Here is a 16608-nt window from a genome sequence, read left to right as displayed (position 1 = left end):
GTGAGTTTCCCGATGGGGCGCTCGGGTGATGTCCTTCGCCAGAGGGACTTCGGTAAGCGTAGCGTGGAAACGGCGGAGCCTTTATCCATGCATCACTTATAGGCTACCTCGCTTCACTTCAGGGGTAGACCTGTTGCTTGGTGTCACGGTCGAGCACAAAGGATGAAACCTTAATTTCCATCTGCTCTCGCTGAGGCGGGCCCTTGATGCTAGTAGCAGTAGACCATGTCGCGAGATAACGCTTGCCGGCCTCCAGCTCTATATCGTTGACGCCTAGACCACATATGCCGCCGCCGGTGCCGAGCTTATTCATAGATATCCAACACCATTCAATCGTGTGCTTCCCTGGTGCCAGCCGGATGGCCTGATAGCCCGAAAAATTCATTAAGGAATGCCGGCCAGCGTGCGGTAAGCGTGCTCCGTCAACTTGAACTGCCAGCAGCAATCTATGAAACGGGATGCCTACGTCGCGGTATTGCACTGTGTCGAAGTGGATGACTGGCGCATCGGCTGCGCCGTTGGATAAATCTAGGATCTCAATTGCCGGATCGTCCACGTTGCCCAAATAGGTTTTGTACTGATGGTTAGAACATCCTGAGGCAAAAGTAAGTAAAGCTATAATTCCTAACCATCGAAGAATCATCAATAGTTCCTTATCTGATCTATTCGTTAAGTTTGTTCAAGTAACTTGCGTTCCAGCCCGCAGAGCCGGGGATAAGGAATTCATCCTCTTTTCTTCGCGCTTAAAACTTCCGCTACGTGGGTATCTCGTTTTGCGTGGTCTTGCACTTTGGGTACTGCGAGCAACCCCAGAACGTGTTGCCAGCGTTGCCTCCTCGTTTTGCCACGCGCTGTACCATCGGTGCCTGACAAGTAGGGCAGGAGGGTCGTGTTGCGCGATGGGGTTGTACAAGTGTGTCTGACGAGACCGATGTAGGCTGGTAAGGCGCTTTGCTGGTAGTAGGTTGCGACTTCTGGCGCGCTGCAGTCGCGCGGCTTTGACGAATCATGTCGCTAAGCTCGACGCCTTCGATCAGTTGCAGATTCTTGCCGCGGGCAAACGCCTTAGCATCTTCGGTAAACCGGCCTGAGATCACGACGAATCCGCCTTTCGCCCCCTCGGCTGCCATGACGCCGAATAGCTCACGCACTACGTTCACCTGAACCAGCTGGCGGCGCCATTGCTTACACTGAACCAAGTACTTTTCGCCGTCCTTTAGGAGCACTAGATCAATCCCGCCATCCGCTCCGCCTTGACCGGTCTCCTCAACGGTAAAGCCCTTGCGCCGGAATGCTTCACCAACGAGTAGCTCGAACTCGCGCCAGCTGATGGATTCAAGGGTGTTTTCGGTGCTTGCGATGGAGTTGAAGAGCTTCTTGCGTCGCATTCGGGCGACAACCGAAGCGATGGCTCCGATTACCAGCGCAGCGGGGAGTAAGTACTGCGCGGGCACTGCCAATCCGCGAAGCATCATGCCGGACATGTGACTGCCAAAGTCGGCTGGATTGGCAACTGTCGGAATCGGTGAGATTGCGATGCTGTGAAGCCACAGGTACGCGATGAGCGCAAGCGGCAGGGTGAGCCACCAAGGCAACAAGGCAGCAAGATCGATCAGGTCTTCGAAAGGGGATTGCTTGCGGCGGCGTGCCATATCGCGTCCTTGTGATGGCTAAATGATTGCGCCGGGCAATGTGCCGATATGAGGATAAGTCAGCAAGAGGTTTTTGTCGTTCCCTGACTGACGGTTGTTGAAGCGAACAAGGAGAAAAGTCAGCGGATTGGGTGCCGTTTCCGCCAGGAAGAGCGTAGGTAGGGGACTAGAAAATAAATCTGTCCCCTTTTCCAGTATCGGTTTTCTCTAGAGGGATGTCAGAGGCGATTAGCGTGGTGCCGCAGTTAGTCGAGATGGCTAACCTGTGGGTTGCTTTGACGATTATGCGAACTGGCCATGGAATAAGTTGCGCCCGGCACCTGTGCGCGGTGGTATCGAGCCATGGCAGCTCATCCTTGAGCGTGGTGTTGGCGGTGGCTTGGTTTCGGTGGATAAGCGAAGCGTTATCCACCCTACGCCATCACACCCGCCCACACCGCCGATGCATCGACGTGCCAGAACGCGTGCTTCCCCGGCTACCTCGCTACGCCATTTCTTCCAGGCTACCTCGTTGCATATCGAATTAGGGTTTTAAGCGAGATCGTTCTATTTTGTTATGAATGTGAATCAGGTCGTCAATGTGTTCAAGGCACTCGGACGTAAAAAATTCCCGAGCTTTATTGATCCGGTAGCGGTCAAACAAGCAATGCAGACCTTGCTCAAGCTTTGAGTAGTTCGATGTTTCAAGCTGCGATATGACGCGAAAACGAAAAGGGACCCCGGTGGTATAGAGTTGTGTTATACGCCTCTCTATGGCACCTGTCGTGATTCCGATTTTTATTATTTCCATTCCATCCGCAGTAAAAAGATTAGTGCCGAGTACGTAGAGAGTACCTACGTCATTGGCGAGCTTCTCTAGGCTTTCTCCTTCTATGGATTCTTCGGCCTCAAACTCGCTCGGTTCCGCGGCGACCTCTAATGACATGCGGTGAGGCTTTTGGGTTTTATCAACAAATATATCGCGAGCGTTGCGGCAGCCAATATATATTCTAGCCAGCAGCGCATGATCGAGATCTTTGTAGTTTCCGTTCAATACGTTCCGATGGTGAGATTCCGTGCCGTAGTATAATGGGTAGCTAGACTTAACTATTTCTCTGATTTCTTGGGGGGTTAGCCCCAATGGATGATCTTTAAGGATTATACGTATTACATCGGGGAAGCTAAGGTTCGTTTCCATTGCTACGCTACCTTGCTAATCAGTTGAGGCGGTTGAGCGCGGTTTATCCATATTTGTTAGCCTGTCTTTCAGTCTTAGGGCCGCATAAACTCTAGACACATATCTAATAAGTAAAAAGAAAGAGGCAAGGCTAAAAAAACCTAATGTCAGCAGCGCAATTCGTTGCGCAACAAGACTTTTATTAATTCTCTCCTTAGTCTCTGGTTTGGGGAGGTCGTTACAAAATTCGCTAAGTCTTAGGGTAGTAAAACCACTTTCCTTGCTAATACTGGATAGAATCTGAGGTGAGTCACAGGTTTGGGAATTTAATGAATAGTCACTCAGCAGCGAAAACTTGATATTGTTTTCAGATAAGTAGAAATAACTAGTGTTGGGAAGGCTCGCCATTACGTATTTAGAGCTCCCTAGCGCGAAACTGAGGGTCATCAGTAAATATATGAATATTGCGCCCAGTGCTGCGAAGAACTTTCGAGCCCTAAAGTTCCTGTGTTTAATCTTGAGGTCTGCGAAATCACTCCAGTCAATGTACTTACTTGCGCGACTTATTTCCCGTAATGGCAGGTTTTTAGTTGTGACCCAGCGTTCGAAAGATTCGGCCTCTATTAAATCGATCGCTGGCACGCCGAATTCAAACCTAAAATGCTCAAGCTCCCTTTCATTGTCTCTTAGTCTTTGAAATGAATTTATGTTGAACTTGCTCTTGCCTCCGAGGAGCACCCAGATACGGTCTCGCATGAAAAGCACAGATCCCGCCCTTAGATAAATTGTAATAAAAACAACCGTAACGAAGATGGCGTTTGCAATACTCGCTAAGGTTGTAACATTTGAAGTTGCCCAGTAAAAAGTCTCTTTCATTGCTCTCTCCTATGAGGTTGCGTACATTATTCTTCCATGTGCGGCTGCCGCTTGTCCGATAATTGCGAGGGTTTGTTAAAATTCATCCAGCGCAGCAGCATCTCGTAAAAACGGTGAAGCCTTTTCCACCCGTTCTTCCAGGCTACCTCGCTGATTACTTTCTCTTTCGCGCGAGCAAAGAGAAAGTAACTCGCCGTAAGGGCGAAACGGTAGAAAAGGGTGACGAAGAAATAAATCTTCGACTTATCTTTGCTTATAGTTGTTGTTCCGTCTTTTTTCTTGATGATTTGCTGTGCAAATCGTTTAAAAAATCTATGTTTGAACGAATTACTTGGATAACGCCTTCGATCTGTAAAATCGCTGCAGAAATTATGATGGCTGCTATCGCTGGTGTTGTGCTTTGTTGTAGTGGGTTATCAAAAGCAGCGCTTAATAAATTTGCTATTAAGATGGCTGTTGCTACGAGAGAGGACTGAATAATAGAGCCCACAATTCGCCCTAGACGTTCCTTCTCCTCCTCGTTTTCGGTAAAGTCAGTGGGTTCTAATTTTTTGCTTTTTAACCTAAGTATTGCGTTGGGGTATATAAAGGCGATCCATACGCCCATGATTGTAAATATCATTCCGGAGATGGATAGTGTTATGTCAGAGGTTTTTTGAATGCCGACCGTCGAAAAGTTTATTCCCAGTTTGTAGATGGTCGCACCTACAATGGCGGGTAAAATTAGAGAGATTATAAGTCTAAGCACTTTGGGCCTCCGACACTCCGCTGTCTGGTGTGAGGACAGCCTCTCTAGCTATTTCGGCAATAATCGGGTTTAAATATTTTTCTCGCTCCAGCGCAAGTTTTGCGTAAATAACGTCACCTGGCAGGATTTTATGGCCTAAGTCATCCATGAAAATACTTTCGGTCATTCTGAATTCATCAGCCCATTTTATTCCGCCACGCTTAGTGACAAAGCCGACGTTGGTAAACTCGCGGTCGTCAGGTGTGATTTCTAAAGAGCAACTTTCGATAATGTTTTTAATTTCTTCGGGTGTAGGTTGCGCTTCGATTTTTATTTCAATTTTTCGCTGGAGCTTGTTTTTTTCGTTAGGTGCGCTAGAAAGAGCTTGAGGGATGCGCCCAAGAAGCTTCAGGAATTCTGGACGTTCATCAATCTCTGTGAGCTCAATTCTCTCTTTGCGAATAATGTGGGTTGTATTTTGCGATAGCTCTTGAAGACGTGCATCGTTTGTTTTGATGCTTTTGATGCTCATGTCAAATCGGAATATGGTTTTTATAGTGGCGTCTTCATTTTCTTTGGAGTTGTCACTTCTTATAAATTGAACATAACCGTTGTCGTTTGTTTTTTTTGTGGAGCCTGGGATTTCGATTCGATTATTTACTGAGCTAGTTATCCAGTCTTGGAATAGCTCTGAGTCAGTTCTTGAATGCTCAAATTTGATCGAGGCTATCAAATTGTATTGCGGGATGATCCAGTAATAACACGGTTTTCCCCAGATCACTGTTTTCCCTAGATGTTTATCGGACCTGGTTATGACCGTGCCTTCACCCTCTATTACACCAACAGACTGGCCCGTGGAGTCAGAATCACTTTTCCATAACGTCAGTATGTAGTCGCTATTGATCGGGCTTTTATATATGTCCCGCAGCCTGCATTGAGGTTTATTTTTTTTTTGGGTGACCAAGGTAGTGAGTTTTCAAAGTCGACTGTGCTCCGCCATTCTTTGATTAGCGCAAAAAGCTCTGTTGGAAGGCACGCTATGGGTTCTTTGCCTGCATAACGGTAGGTTCCACAAGAATTGATATTAAAGAATGTAAGGTGACCAGTGATTTGCATGACTTCTCCATAAAAAAGCCCCGCACTAAGCGGGGCTTTTTCTAAGCTTTAACCCCAACATCCATGGCAGGTGTAGGATCAATCTACTCTGATGTCAGCGAGCCATCAATCCCAGCTCAACGCCCCACCCGTCTGATACTCAATCACCCTTGTCTCAAAGAAGTTCTTCTCCTTCTTCAGGTCCATGATCTCGCTCATCCACGGGAACGGGTTGGTAGTGCCCGGATACTCTTCCTTCAGGCCAATCTGCGTCAGGCGACGGTTGGCGATGAACTTGAGGTAGTCCTCCATCATCGAGGCGTTCATGCCGAGGACGCCGCGGGGCATGGTGTCGCGGGCGTATTCGATTTCGAGCTGCGTACCCTGAAGGATCATCTGGGTCGCTTCGTCCTTCATGGCGGCGTCCCACAGGTGTGGGTTTTCGATCTTGATCTGGTTGATCACGTCGATGCCGAAGTTCAGGTGCATGGACTCGTCGCGCAGGATGTATTGGAACTGCTCGGCGGTGCCGGTCATCTTGTTGCGGCGGCCCATGGAGAGGATCTGGGTGAAGCCGCAGTAGAAGAAGATGCCTTCCAGGACGCAGTAGTAGGCGATGAGGTTGCGCAGGAACTCTTTGTCCGTCTCGACGGTGCCGGTCTGGAAGGTCGGGTCGGAGATGGAGCGGGTGTACTTGAGGCCCCAGGAGGCTTTCTTCGCGACGCTCGGGATCTCGTGGTACATGTTGAAGATCTCGCCTTCATCCATGCCCAGCGATTCGATGCAGTACTGGTAGGCGTGGGTGTGGATCGCCTCTTCGAAGGCCTGGCGCAGGATGTACTGACGGCACTCGGGGTTGGTGATCAGGCGGTACACGGCCAGCACGAGGTTGTTGGCGACCAGGCTGTCGGCGGTGGAGAAGAAGCCGAGGTTGCGCTTGACGATGCGGCGCTCGTCCTCGGAGAGGCCATCCGGCGTCTTCCACAGGGCGATGTCGGCGTTCATGTTCACTTCCTGCGGCATCCAGTGGTTGGCGCAACCATCCAGATACTTCTGCCAGGCCCAGTCGTACTTGAAGGGTACGAGCTGGTTGAGGTCGGCGCGGGCGTTGATCATCTGCTTGTCGCCGACGTGAACGCGGGCGGACTCGCCTTCCAGTTCGTCGAGGCCTTCCTGGATATCGAGATCGTCCAGAGCCTTTTTGGCGCGGGCGACGGCAGCGGAGTCGTCAGCGGCGACGGCGCGGGCTTCTTCGACGGAGCCGGCGGCGTCCTGGTCGAGTTTGGCCGGCGCATCAGTATTTGCAGCAGCGGCTTGAGGAGCGGCTTGCGCGGTAGTGGTGTCTTCTTCGTCGAATTCGTCCCAGCTCAGCATGGAGGTGTCTCCTGATTGGGGACCGGCGCGGCCGGTCGAAAATGTCTGGTGGCTTTTGGTTTGCACGCAAAAGCGGGTGTTTTTTGGGGGGAGGGTGGTGGTGCCCTGCGCCCTTGGTGTTCTGTATCAGGTCGGGGTTTGGGCCCGGCCTTTGTGTTGTCTGGTGGGCTGCCCCTTACCCTAGCCCTCTCCCCGGAGGGGCGAGGGGACTGGATTTGAGGTGGCGTCGGACTTGGTTAACGATCCAGACCCCGGCGTTGGCGAGTAGTGGATCGCGAGCAAGCTCGCTCCTACGAAAAGCTAATCAACAGCAGACGCAGCGGTGGCTCGGTGTGAGCGGTTTCTAGAGCGAGGCAGCGCTAGGCGCCTGGCGGGTCGGAGCCCCTGAGCGTACGCATGTACGTGATGGGGGCCGGCCTGCCGGGCAACAACGCGCGGTCCGCTCTGGGGACTGCGACTTCCTTAACTACTTATTGGCAGGCTTCGCAATCCGGTTCGTCGATTGCGCACGCCTTTGGCACCGGTGCCGGGCCGGCTGACATTTCGGGCGCTGGCGCAGCCTTCGCCGGAGCAGCGTTGGCGCTGCCGTTGCCACCGCTGGACACGGCGTTGAGCTTGCCGGTGTTGACGGTGGACTTCTCGGTGCTGGTCGCGGCCAGGGCACGGAGGTAGTAGGTGGTTTTCAAGCCACGGTACCAGGCCATGCGGTAGGTCACGTCCAGCTTCTTGCCGCTGGCGCCGGCGATGTAGAGGTTCAGCGACTGGGCCTGGTCGATCCACTTCTGGCGGCGGCTGGCGGCGTCGACGATCCACTTGGTTTCCACTTCGAAGGCGGTCGCGTAGAGGTCTTTCAATTCCTGCGGGATGCGCTCGATCTGCTGCACGGAACCGTCGTAGTACTTGAGGTCGTTGATCATGACCGCGTCCCACAGGCCGCGCGCCTTGAGGTCGCGAACCAGGTAGGGGTTGATCACGGTGAACTCGCCCGAGAGGTTCGATTTCACGTACAGGTTCTGGTAGGTCGGCTCGATGGACTGCGACACGCCGGTGATGTTGGCGATGGTCGCGGTCGGCGCGATGGCCATGATGTTCGAGTTACGGATGCCGTTCTTGACGCGGGCACGCACCGGGGCCCAGTCCAGGGACTCGGTCAGGTCGACGTCGATGTACTTCTGGCCACGCGCTTCGATGAGGATCTGCTGCGAATCCAGCGGCAGGATGCCTTGGCTCCACAGAGAACCCTGGAAGGTTTCGTAGGCGCCACGCTCGTCGGCCAGGTCACAGGAGGCCTGGATGGCGTAGTAGCTGACCGCTTCCATGGATTTGTCGGCGAAGTCGATGGCGGCATCGGAGCCGTACGGGATGTGCTGCAGGTACAGCGCGTCCTGGAAGCCCATGATGCCCAGGCCGACCGGGCGGTGCTTGAAGTTGGAGTTACGCGCCTGCGGCACCGAGTAGTAGTTGATGTCGATGACGTTATCGAGCATCCGCACGGCGGTACGCACGGTGCGCTCCAGCTTGGCGGTGTCCAGCTTGCCGTCGACGATGTGGCGAGGCAGGTTGATCGAGCCCAGGTTGCAGACGGCGATCTCGTCCTTGTTGGTGTTCAGCGTGATCTCGGTGCAGAGGTTGGAGCTGTGCACCACGCCGACGTGCTGCTGCGGGCTGCGCAGGTTGCACGGGTCCTTGAAGGTCAGCCATGGGTGGCCGGTTTCGAACAGCATGGACAGCATCTTGCGCCACAGGTCTTTGGCCTGCAGGGTCTTGTAGTTCTTGATCTTGCCGTATTCGATCAGGGCTTCGTAGTACTCGTAGCGCTCTTCGAAGGCCTTGCCGGTGAGGTCGTGCAGATCGGGTGTTTCGCTTGGCGAGAACAGGGTCCACTTGCCGTCGTCGAAGACGCGCTTCATGAACAGGTCCGGAATCCAGTTGGCGGTGTTCATGTCGTGGGTACGGCGACGGTCGTCACCGGTGTTCTTGCGCAGCTCGAGGAATTCCTCGATGTCCAGGTGCCAGGTTTCGAGATACGCGCAGACCGCGCCCTTGCGCTTGCCGCCCTGGTTGACCGCAACAGCGGTGTCGTTGACCACTTTAAGGAAGGGCACGACGCCCTGGGATTTGCCGTTGGTGCCCTTGATGTAGGCGCCCAGTGCACGCACCGGAGTCCAGTCGTTGCCCAGGCCGCCAGCGAACTTGGAGAGCAGGGCGTTATCGCGGATGGCGTCGTAGATGCCGCCCAGGTCGTCCGGCACGGTGGTCAGGTAGCACGAGGACAGCTGCGGACGCAGGGTGCCGGCGTTGAACAGGGTTGGCGTGGAGGCCATGTAGTCGAAGGACGACAGCAGGTTGTAGAACTCGATGGCGCGGGCTTCGCGCTGTTCTTCCTCGATGGCCAGGCCCATGGCGACGCGCATGAAGAAGATCTGCGGCAGCTCGAAACGCACGCCATCCTTGTGGATGAAATAGCGGTCGTAGAGGGTCTGCAGGCCGAGGTAGGTGAACTGCTGGTCCCGCTCGTGGTTGATCGCAGCGCCCAGCTTGGCCAGGTCGTATTCCTTCAGGCGCGGGTCGAGCAGCTCGAACTGCACACCTTTTTCCACATAGGCCGGCAGCGCTTTGGCGTACAGGTCAGCCATTTCGTGATGAGTGGCGGACTCGGCGACTTCAAGGAAAGTCAGGGCCTCGGCGCGCAGGGTGTCCATCAAGAGGCGAGCGGTGACGTAGGAGTAGTTCGGCTCACGCTCGACCAGAGTACGGGCGGTCATCACCAGGGCGGTGTTGACGTCGGTCTGCTCGACGCCGTCGTAGAGATTCTTGAGGGTTTCTTTCTGGATCAGCGCGCCATCGACTTCTTCGAGGCCTTCGCAGGCTTCGGTGATGATGGTGTTCAGGCGGCCCAGATCCAGCGGCGCCATGCTGCCATCGGCACGCTTGATGCGGATGCTCGGGTGGGCGTCAACCGGCGTTTCCACTGCACCGCGCTTGCGCTCCTGGCTACGGGATTCGCGATAGATCACGTAGTCACGGGCGACTTTCTGCTCGCCGGAACGCATCAAGGCCAGTTCGACCTGGTCCTGGATTTCTTCGATATGGATGGTGCCGCCGGAAGGCATGCGGCGCTTGAAAGTGGCGGTGACCTGTTCGGTCAGGCGGGCCACGGTGTCATGGATGCGCGACGAGGCAGAAGCGTTGTTGCCTTCCACTGCGAGAAACGCCTTGGTGATGGCGACGGTGATCTTGTCATCGGTGTAGGGGACGACTGTACCGTTGCGCTTGATCACGCGAAGCTGGCCCGGCGCGGTGGCGGCCAGGTCCAGCGTGCTGTTGTCGGCGTGCGGGTTCTCGCGAATGGACTCGTTCTGCATGGGGTCTCCGGATTCTCTCTGTCTCGGTAGCTCGTTAGGTGTCAGGCCTGCTTCGTGGGCGGCCTTGATCAAGTGCTGCATGTCTCGTATTGCATGAACCATGCCCCGGCGTACCGGCTCATGGGTACCTCAAAACTGGAAACGATCCGGCACCGGAGGTGGCGAATCGAGTGTGCCGAAGCATAGTCACGCGTTGTGAAGATCACAACCTCAAAACACAACATGTAGTGTGATGCGTTTGGCGCATGCGCTACTGCTGGGCTTGAGCAAAATCAACGTTGGGCGCGCAGATTGGCGGTCTGCGGCGGTCTTCACTCACGGCCTATGCGCGCGCGAGCGGGGTAAAAAACAGCGCGAATTATTTTTCTTGCTTTTCTCGGCGTTTGTGTCTGCATCGCTCCATACACCCAACATATGGGGTAAAAGGCGCCAGGAGCGACACGATAGTGAGGCTTCCCGCACAGTGCAAGACGCTGGAAATGAACAACCTGTGGATAAGATGTGGGTGAGCTGTGCGCGATCTGAGCGCAGCCCGCGCCGTTTCGGGGCTACGCAGGGTTCGGATGAAATGCGTGCCCGACCGGCGCTTTCCGGCAGCTGAAGGAGCTGAAGGCAAAACACTATATGTGGTGTTTTGTCAAAGGCGGATTTCCGGCGTTCTGCCATCAGCGAGACGGCAAACCGACCGTGCGTGGATGGATGGTGGCTATCTGCCTGGTATTGCGACCCACCTGCCTGAGATAGGCATCAGCTGTTTAGTCGCAACCGCATTGGAATGGGGCAACGCAGAAGGGCGGAAGGGGCACACGGATCAGGATCGACGAGCGGGGCACAGCCTCGATGCGGCTTCGACGCCAGGCTGTAGGCCAGTTATGGTCTGGCACCAATGGTAGGACAAATACCACCCTACACAAGCAGCTGGAGGGCGGGCGCAATGCTGGGTGCCAACTGCGATGCCGTTCCAAACCGTGCCGTCCCTCTGCCGCTGCCCTCTGCCCGTTTCCTGGCGCTACAATGCCGGCCGGTGTCTGGGGAGGGCGCGTGGTGGATCAAGAGTCTTGGAACATCCTGATTGTCGAAGATGACCAACGGTTAGCCGAGCTGACCCGCGATTATCTAGAGGGTAACGGCTTGCGGGTCTCCATCGAAGGCGATGGCGCCGTGGCGGCGGGACGCATCATCGAGGAGCGGCCGGATCTGGTGGTGCTCGATCTGATGCTGCCGGGCGAGGATGGGCTCTCCATCTGCCGTAAGGTCCGCGACCGTTACGACGGCCCGATTCTGATGCTTACCGCCCGCGCCGATGATCTCGATCAGGTGCTCGGCCTGGAGATCGGCGCCGATGACTACGTCTGCAAGCCGGTACGCCCACGCTTGTTACTGGCACGTATCCGCGCACTGTTGCGGCGGCGTGAAGGCATCGAGGCGCCTGCGCCGGTAAGCAAGCGCATCCAGTATGGCCCGTTGGTGGTTGACCACGCCTTGCGTGAAGCCTGGCTGCGAGGCGAGGGCATCGAGCTGACCGGTGCCGAGTTCGACCTGCTATGGCTGCTGGCGTCGAATCCTGGCCGCACCATGTCTCGCGAGCAAATCTTCGCTGAGCTGCGCGGAATCGAATACGACGGTCAGGACCGATCCATCGACGTGCGAATCTCGCGCATTCGGCCAAAGATCGGTGACGATCCGGATCATCCCCGCTTGATCAAAACCGTGCGTGGCAAGGGCTATCTCTTCGTATCCGAAGCGGCTGAAGCGCTGCAGTGAATTCGATCTTCCTGCGGATCTACGGCGGCATGCTTGCCGTTCTGGTCCTGGTCGGGCTGCTGGGCGCCGGCGGTCTGCACCTGCTGAACGAGGTGCGCGCGGACAAGCACCGCGAAGCGCTGGCCAGCGGGACCTTCCGCCTGATGGCGCACAACATGAGCAGCATGACCCCCATCGAGCGGCGTCAGGCGGCCAATCTCTGGGGCCGCCTGCTGGGGATCCCGCTGCGCGTAAGAACCCTGGAAGACATCAGCCTGGAAAGCCGGCTGGAAAGCAGGCTGCTAGGCGGGCACGTTCTGGTCGAGCAGTTGCGGCCACGCAGCGTGACGATATTTTCCCTGGTTAGCGCCGAGGACCGTCTGGCCTTGACCGGTGAGGTCGAGCAGCTCAGCGAGCAACTGGCGCGCGCTACTATCTATCTGCTGATCGACGAATTGATCCGCTATCCGGAAGACGAACAACCCCAGCGTCTGGCCGAGCTCAAGGAAGCCCGCGGTTTCGGCTATGACCTGGAGTTGCTGACCCGCAACAGCGCCAGTCTGGACGACGATCAGCGGCGCCGCCTGGATGAAGGCGACACAGTCATGGCGCTGGTGGGCGGTGGCGAGGCCATCCGGGTGTTCGCGGCGATCTCGGGTACTTCCTGGATCATGGCGCTGGGGCCGCTTTACCAGCTCAATCCCTATCCACCGCAGCTGCTGGTACTGATCGGCGTGCTGGGCCTGTCGCTGATCGGGCTGATGGTCTATCTGCTGGTGCGCCAATTGGAGCGGCGACTACGCAGTGTCGAGCGCGCCGCGACACGGATCTCGGGTGGTCACCTCGAGGCGCGCGTGCCCGATGCCGGAACCGATTCAGTCGGGCGGTTGGCAAAGGCATTCAATGGCATGGCCAGCCACCTGCAGCGTCTGCTCGCGGTGCAGCGGGAGATGGTCAGCGCTGTGGCTCACGAACTGCGCACGCCTGTGGCGCGGTTGCGCTTCGGGCTGGAGATGGCGAGCTCGGCGCAGACGCCCGAAGCGCGCAACAAATACCTCGATGGCATGGATGGCGATATCGACGATCTGGACCGGCTGGTGGATGAAATGCTGGTGTACACGCGTCTGGAGCGGGGGTCGCCGGAACTCACCTTTCAGACGGTAGATCTGGGCGCCCTGGTTGATCAGGTCATCGGCGAGTTGGCCCCTTTGCGGCCCGATGTGCAGGTCGAGCGAGGCCGCTGCCAGACGGCCGAGGACGGCAGCAGCCTGGTGGAGGCCGAACCCCATTACCTGCGCCGGGCCCTGAGTAATCTGATCACCAACGCCATGCGGCATGCCGAAACCCGGGTCGAGGTGAGTTTCGCGATTGACGCCGGGCGCGCCATGCTGGCGGTTGACGACGACGGCCCGGGCGTGCCGGAAGAGGCCTGGGAGAAAGTCTTCGCGCCGTTCCTGCGGCTGGATGACAGCCGCACCCGCGCGTCCGGCGGGCATGGCCTGGGGTTGTCCATCGTTCGGCGCATTTCGTACTGGCATGGCGGCCGCTCACTGATCGCCCACAGCGAACTTGGCGGTGCACGCTTCAGCCTGGTATGGCCACGCAGACAACCGGTAGGTCTAGCTGCATCGGCGAGCCTGTAGGGCCCGATTTCGTCCGGCCAGAAATGATGTAACGCACGTAGGACGGGTTGACGCTGCGATACCAGCCTCCGGGGTGTGATGCGCCATCCTACGGTGATCCCGGTAAGGGGCATCGCAGCACGTATATGGGTTGCGGCTGTGATAGCCATCGGCTCACGCCGGAATGCTCACCAAGCTCAACAGATAATCATCTTCGAACTGCACGAATTGCCCGTCCAGCTCAGCGCCAGATTTCCACTCTTCCGACAGGTCGCTCAGCAGACGCAGGCGGGCGCGGCCGGTGCTGTCGTGATCGATGAGTTCGGCTTCCTGAAAATAAAAACGCTTGTTCACCAGCGGATAGAGCGCCTTGAACAGGCTTTCCTTTAGCGAAAAGGTCAGGGTCACGAGCAGTGCGCGCTGAGCCTCGTCCAACTCGACGTAACCCTCCAGCTCCCGCGGCGTGAGGATTTCTGCAACGAGGCGGTCGGCGCGGGTGGGCGGTAGCCGCTTTTCCACATCCAGCCCGATACCGCGCCATTGCTCATGGCGTGCCACGACGGCCGCGGCCCAACCGGCACCATGGGTTATGGACCCGACCGCTCCCGTGGGCCAGCAGGGCGAACGATCTTCGTTCACGGCCGGGGTGCAGGGCTCGCCGGTAGCCCTGCGCAAGGCTTCGCGGGCACAGAGGCGACCGGCAAGGAATTCGGTCTGACGTTTGCTCACGGCGCTCATGCCCGGCACGCCGCAGCGGGTGAAGTCCTCTGGGTCGAGCAGGGAGGGATCGAAACGGGTGCTGATGAGCTGCACACCCGGCAAGGCAAAGGGCAGCGGCCAGTGATCCTGCAAGGGTGAGCAGCAAGCTGGATGATGGGAAATAGGCGTCATGGCGTAAGTGTGCCTCACTGCTGCGGCCGACGCAGCTCGCGACGCGCGCTCATGCTTCTCATAGTTTCAACGCGACTAATAGCATCGGTATTTTCCGCTGCCTTTGATCGCCAGCAAGCTGGCTCCTACGGATTCATTTAGGGCCCGTGATGGCCCCTCCGTTTCTTCGCTAACTCCAGCACACGCATCGCAGCGCTTTTCGCATAGTTTCAATGCGACTAGTAGCATCGGTGTTTTCCGCTGCCTTTGATCGCCAGCAAGCTGGCTCCTACGGATTCATGTAGGGGCCGGGATGGCCCCGCTGTTTGTTCGCTGACTCCATGGCAGCTTCGGCCTAGGCGCCTAGGTCCCTTCAGGCCGCGCAAGAATCCTCGGCGCGGCTTCGATGATTTGGCGCGACAGGTTCTCCATGCGCGGCGACTGTACCTTCCAGGTGTGCCAGTACAACGAGATATCCAGTGGCGTCGCCTTGGCCAGGTCGACGATGACCCCTTCGTTGAGGGCATCGTGCAACAGCAACTCCGGCACCATTCCATAACCAAGCCCGTAGCGGATCGCACTGAAGCGCGGCTCGGCTCCCGGTACGTAATGGCAGGGGTAGGCACCGTCGGGCAGGCCCAGGTGCTGCAGCAGGAACGATGAAGTGAGGCGATCCCGGCGGGTGTAGGCAACAACCGGTGCCTTGCGCGCAGCATTACGGTTCAGCCCATTTGGAAAATACTGCTGGCGAAACCTGGTGGAGGCCACCAGCCGATAGCGCATGCTGCCCAGTGCGCTGGCCGTGCAGCCCCTCATGGGTTTGGGTTCGGTGCTGATGCAACCAATGGCCAAGCCGGTTTCAAGCAGACTGTAGGTGTGGTCCTGATCCTCGATGGTGAGGTCCAGCAACACGCGTTCCCCTATCAACACTTCGGCCAACGCGGGGAAGAACCAGGTGCCCAGGCTGTCAGCGTTCAGCGCGGCAACGACCACCAGCGGGGCATCGCTGCGTTCGGCAAGTTCAGCCATCAGATCGGCTTCGAGCAGCGTTGCGCGCTTGAGGTACTGCATCAGGCGTTGCCCGGTGGCGGTCGGGCGACAGGGCCGGCTGCGAACCACCAGCGCGCTACCCAGGGCGCTTTCAAGTGCACGCACCCGTTGCGAGATGGCCGGCGGCGTCAGATGCAGGCTGATGGCGGCCTGCTCGAAGCTGCCTGTCTTGATCACGGCGCGGAAGGCTTCGGTCTGCTTGGGGTCGAGATTCAAGAGGCATCGCTCAGATTAAGTAAATATTGGTATAGCCTAAATTTACTTAGCTACGTCAATTGTCCAGAAGTGTGCCCCATAATCGCGCGCCTTTCAGCTGCCTTGCCCCGTATGGAGTCGCGCCGTGACCTTGCTTCACATCATCTACCTCGTCGCAATTACCGCGGAAGCCATGTCGGGCGCCATCATGGGCATGCGCCGCGGGATGGATTTGTTCGGCATCTGCATGCTCGGCACCGTTACCGCGCTGGGTGGCGGCACTGCTCGTGACGTGTTGCTGGGGCACTATCCGGTAGGTTGGATTGCGAACCCGGAATACCTCGGCTTCACCATTGGTGCGGCCATCGTTACTGCCCTGGTGGCGCGGCACATGCACCATCTGCGGCAAGTGTTTCTGCTGGTCGATGGTCTGGGGCTGGTGGCGTTTACCGTGATCGGGTGTGGCGTGGCAATGGAGATGGGTGCGCACCTGTCGATCGTGGTGTTGGCGGGCGTGATCACTGGAGTATTCGGTGGACTGCTGCGCGATATTCTCTGCAATCAGGTCCCAATGGTGTTGCAACGCGAGCTCTACGCCACGGTGGCGCTGTTCACCGGTGTGCTCTATGTCAGCCTGCTGTGGCTTGGCGTGAGCAATGAAATCGCATCATTGGCCACGCTTTGTGCCGGCTTTTTATTCCGGGTACTGGCGATGACCTTCCACTGGAGACTTCCACACTTCCAGGAGCGTGACATCCGCGGCCTGGACTGACGCCCATGGCACGCCCCAGAGCGAAACGGGCGGCCTGACCTGCACTCCGTCACCGCGAGGCTCTGGCATGCAGATTCAGCCTCGATGAGCGGCTACACTAGCGGCCGGTCA

13 protein-coding genes are annotated in these 16608 nt (G+C 57.0%); 3 read left to right on the top strand and 10 right to left on the bottom strand.

Translation table 11 applies throughout. The features are described 5' to 3' along the window. Window positions 1–118: 118 nt before the first annotated feature. The 8 genes from EA797_RS06735 to EA797_RS06700 all read right to left on the bottom strand — a co-directional run bounded on the left by EA797_RS06735 (window position 119) and on the right by EA797_RS06700 (window position 10245). Window positions 119–643 carry a hypothetical protein gene (locus EA797_RS06735; RefSeq protein ID WP_122164349.1) on the bottom strand — a complete coding sequence of 175 codons (525 nt, stop codon included), beginning with the start codon at window positions 641–643 and terminating at the stop codon, window positions 119–121. A 112-nt stretch (window positions 644–755) separates the two neighbouring features. Further along, a complete protein-coding gene (locus tag EA797_RS06730) occupies window positions 756–1652 on the bottom strand; it encodes a restriction endonuclease (protein WP_122164348.1) in 897 nt (298 codons plus the stop codon). A 523-nt stretch (window positions 1653–2175) separates the two neighbouring features. Continuing rightward, window positions 2176–2829, bottom strand: coding sequence for a GIY-YIG nuclease family protein (locus EA797_RS21975; RefSeq protein ID WP_122164347.1), 654 nt, complete (start codon window positions 2827–2829; stop codon window positions 2176–2178). A gap of 15 nt (window positions 2830–2844) precedes the next feature. Further along, window positions 2845–3684, bottom strand: a complete 840-nt coding sequence (locus EA797_RS06720; RefSeq protein ID WP_122164346.1) for a DUF6216 family protein — start codon at window positions 3682–3684, stop codon at window positions 2845–2847. A gap of 253 nt (window positions 3685–3937) precedes the next feature. Further along, the gene (locus tag EA797_RS06715) at window positions 3938–4432 is read right to left on the bottom strand and encodes a hypothetical protein (protein WP_122164345.1); all 495 of its coding nucleotides are present in this window, start codon (window positions 4430–4432) and stop codon (window positions 3938–3940) included. After that, entirely contained in the window at window positions 4425–4943 is a 519-nt protein-coding gene (locus EA797_RS06710; RefSeq protein ID WP_122164344.1) for a hypothetical protein, read from the bottom strand. Before EA797_RS06710 ends, EA797_RS06715 begins: the two co-directional genes overlap by 8 nt. Before the next feature lie 689 nt (window positions 4944–5632). Continuing rightward, window positions 5633–6880: a ribonucleotide-diphosphate reductase subunit beta gene (locus tag EA797_RS06705; protein ID WP_122164343.1), complete on the bottom strand. Its 1248-nt coding sequence runs from the start codon at window positions 6878–6880 to the stop codon at window positions 5633–5635. Window positions 6881–7350: 470 nt separating this feature from the next. After that, complete coding sequence (locus tag EA797_RS06700) at window positions 7351–10245, bottom strand: ribonucleoside-diphosphate reductase subunit alpha (protein WP_122164342.1); 2895 nt, start codon at window positions 10243–10245, stop codon at window positions 7351–7353. A 1044-nt stretch (window positions 10246–11289) separates the two neighbouring features. On the opposite strand from EA797_RS06700, the gene EA797_RS06695 reads away from it, so the two are divergent. Beyond that, window positions 11290–12009: a winged helix-turn-helix domain-containing protein gene (locus tag EA797_RS06695; protein WP_122164720.1), complete on the top strand. Its 720-nt coding sequence runs from the start codon at window positions 11290–11292 to the stop codon at window positions 12007–12009. Then, window positions 12006–13631 carry an ATP-binding protein gene (locus tag EA797_RS06690; protein ID WP_122164341.1) on the top strand — a complete coding sequence of 542 codons (1626 nt, stop codon included), beginning with the start codon at window positions 12006–12008 and terminating at the stop codon, window positions 13629–13631. The genes EA797_RS06695 and EA797_RS06690 overlap by 4 nt, the downstream gene beginning before the upstream one ends. Window positions 13632–13784: 153 nt before the next feature. Here EA797_RS06690 and EA797_RS06685 read toward each other — a convergent pair whose 3' ends face one another. Both EA797_RS06685 and EA797_RS06680 read right to left on the bottom strand, forming a co-directional pair. Continuing rightward, window positions 13785–14501, bottom strand: coding sequence for a 4'-phosphopantetheinyl transferase family protein (locus EA797_RS06685; RefSeq protein ID WP_122164340.1), 717 nt, complete (start codon window positions 14499–14501; stop codon window positions 13785–13787). Window positions 14502–14843: 342 nt separating this feature from the next. Next, the gene (locus tag EA797_RS06680) at window positions 14844–15746 is read right to left on the bottom strand and encodes an HTH-type transcriptional regulator ArgP (protein ID WP_122164339.1); all 903 of its coding nucleotides are present in this window, start codon (window positions 15744–15746) and stop codon (window positions 14844–14846) included. A gap of 124 nt (window positions 15747–15870) precedes the next feature. On the opposite strand from EA797_RS06680, the gene EA797_RS06675 reads away from it, so the two are divergent. Beyond that, the gene (locus tag EA797_RS06675; protein ID WP_122164338.1) at window positions 15871–16497 is read left to right on the top strand and encodes a trimeric intracellular cation channel family protein; all 627 of its coding nucleotides are present in this window, start codon (window positions 15871–15873) and stop codon (window positions 16495–16497) included. Window positions 16498–16608: the final 111 nt, after the last annotated feature.

The organism is Stutzerimonas zhaodongensis (assembly GCF_003696365.1).
GTDB lineage: Bacteria > Pseudomonadota > Gammaproteobacteria > Pseudomonadales > Pseudomonadaceae > Stutzerimonas > Stutzerimonas zhaodongensis.
Note: the sequence above shows the minus strand (reverse complement) of the source record. Positions and strands in the feature narration are given on the sequence as shown.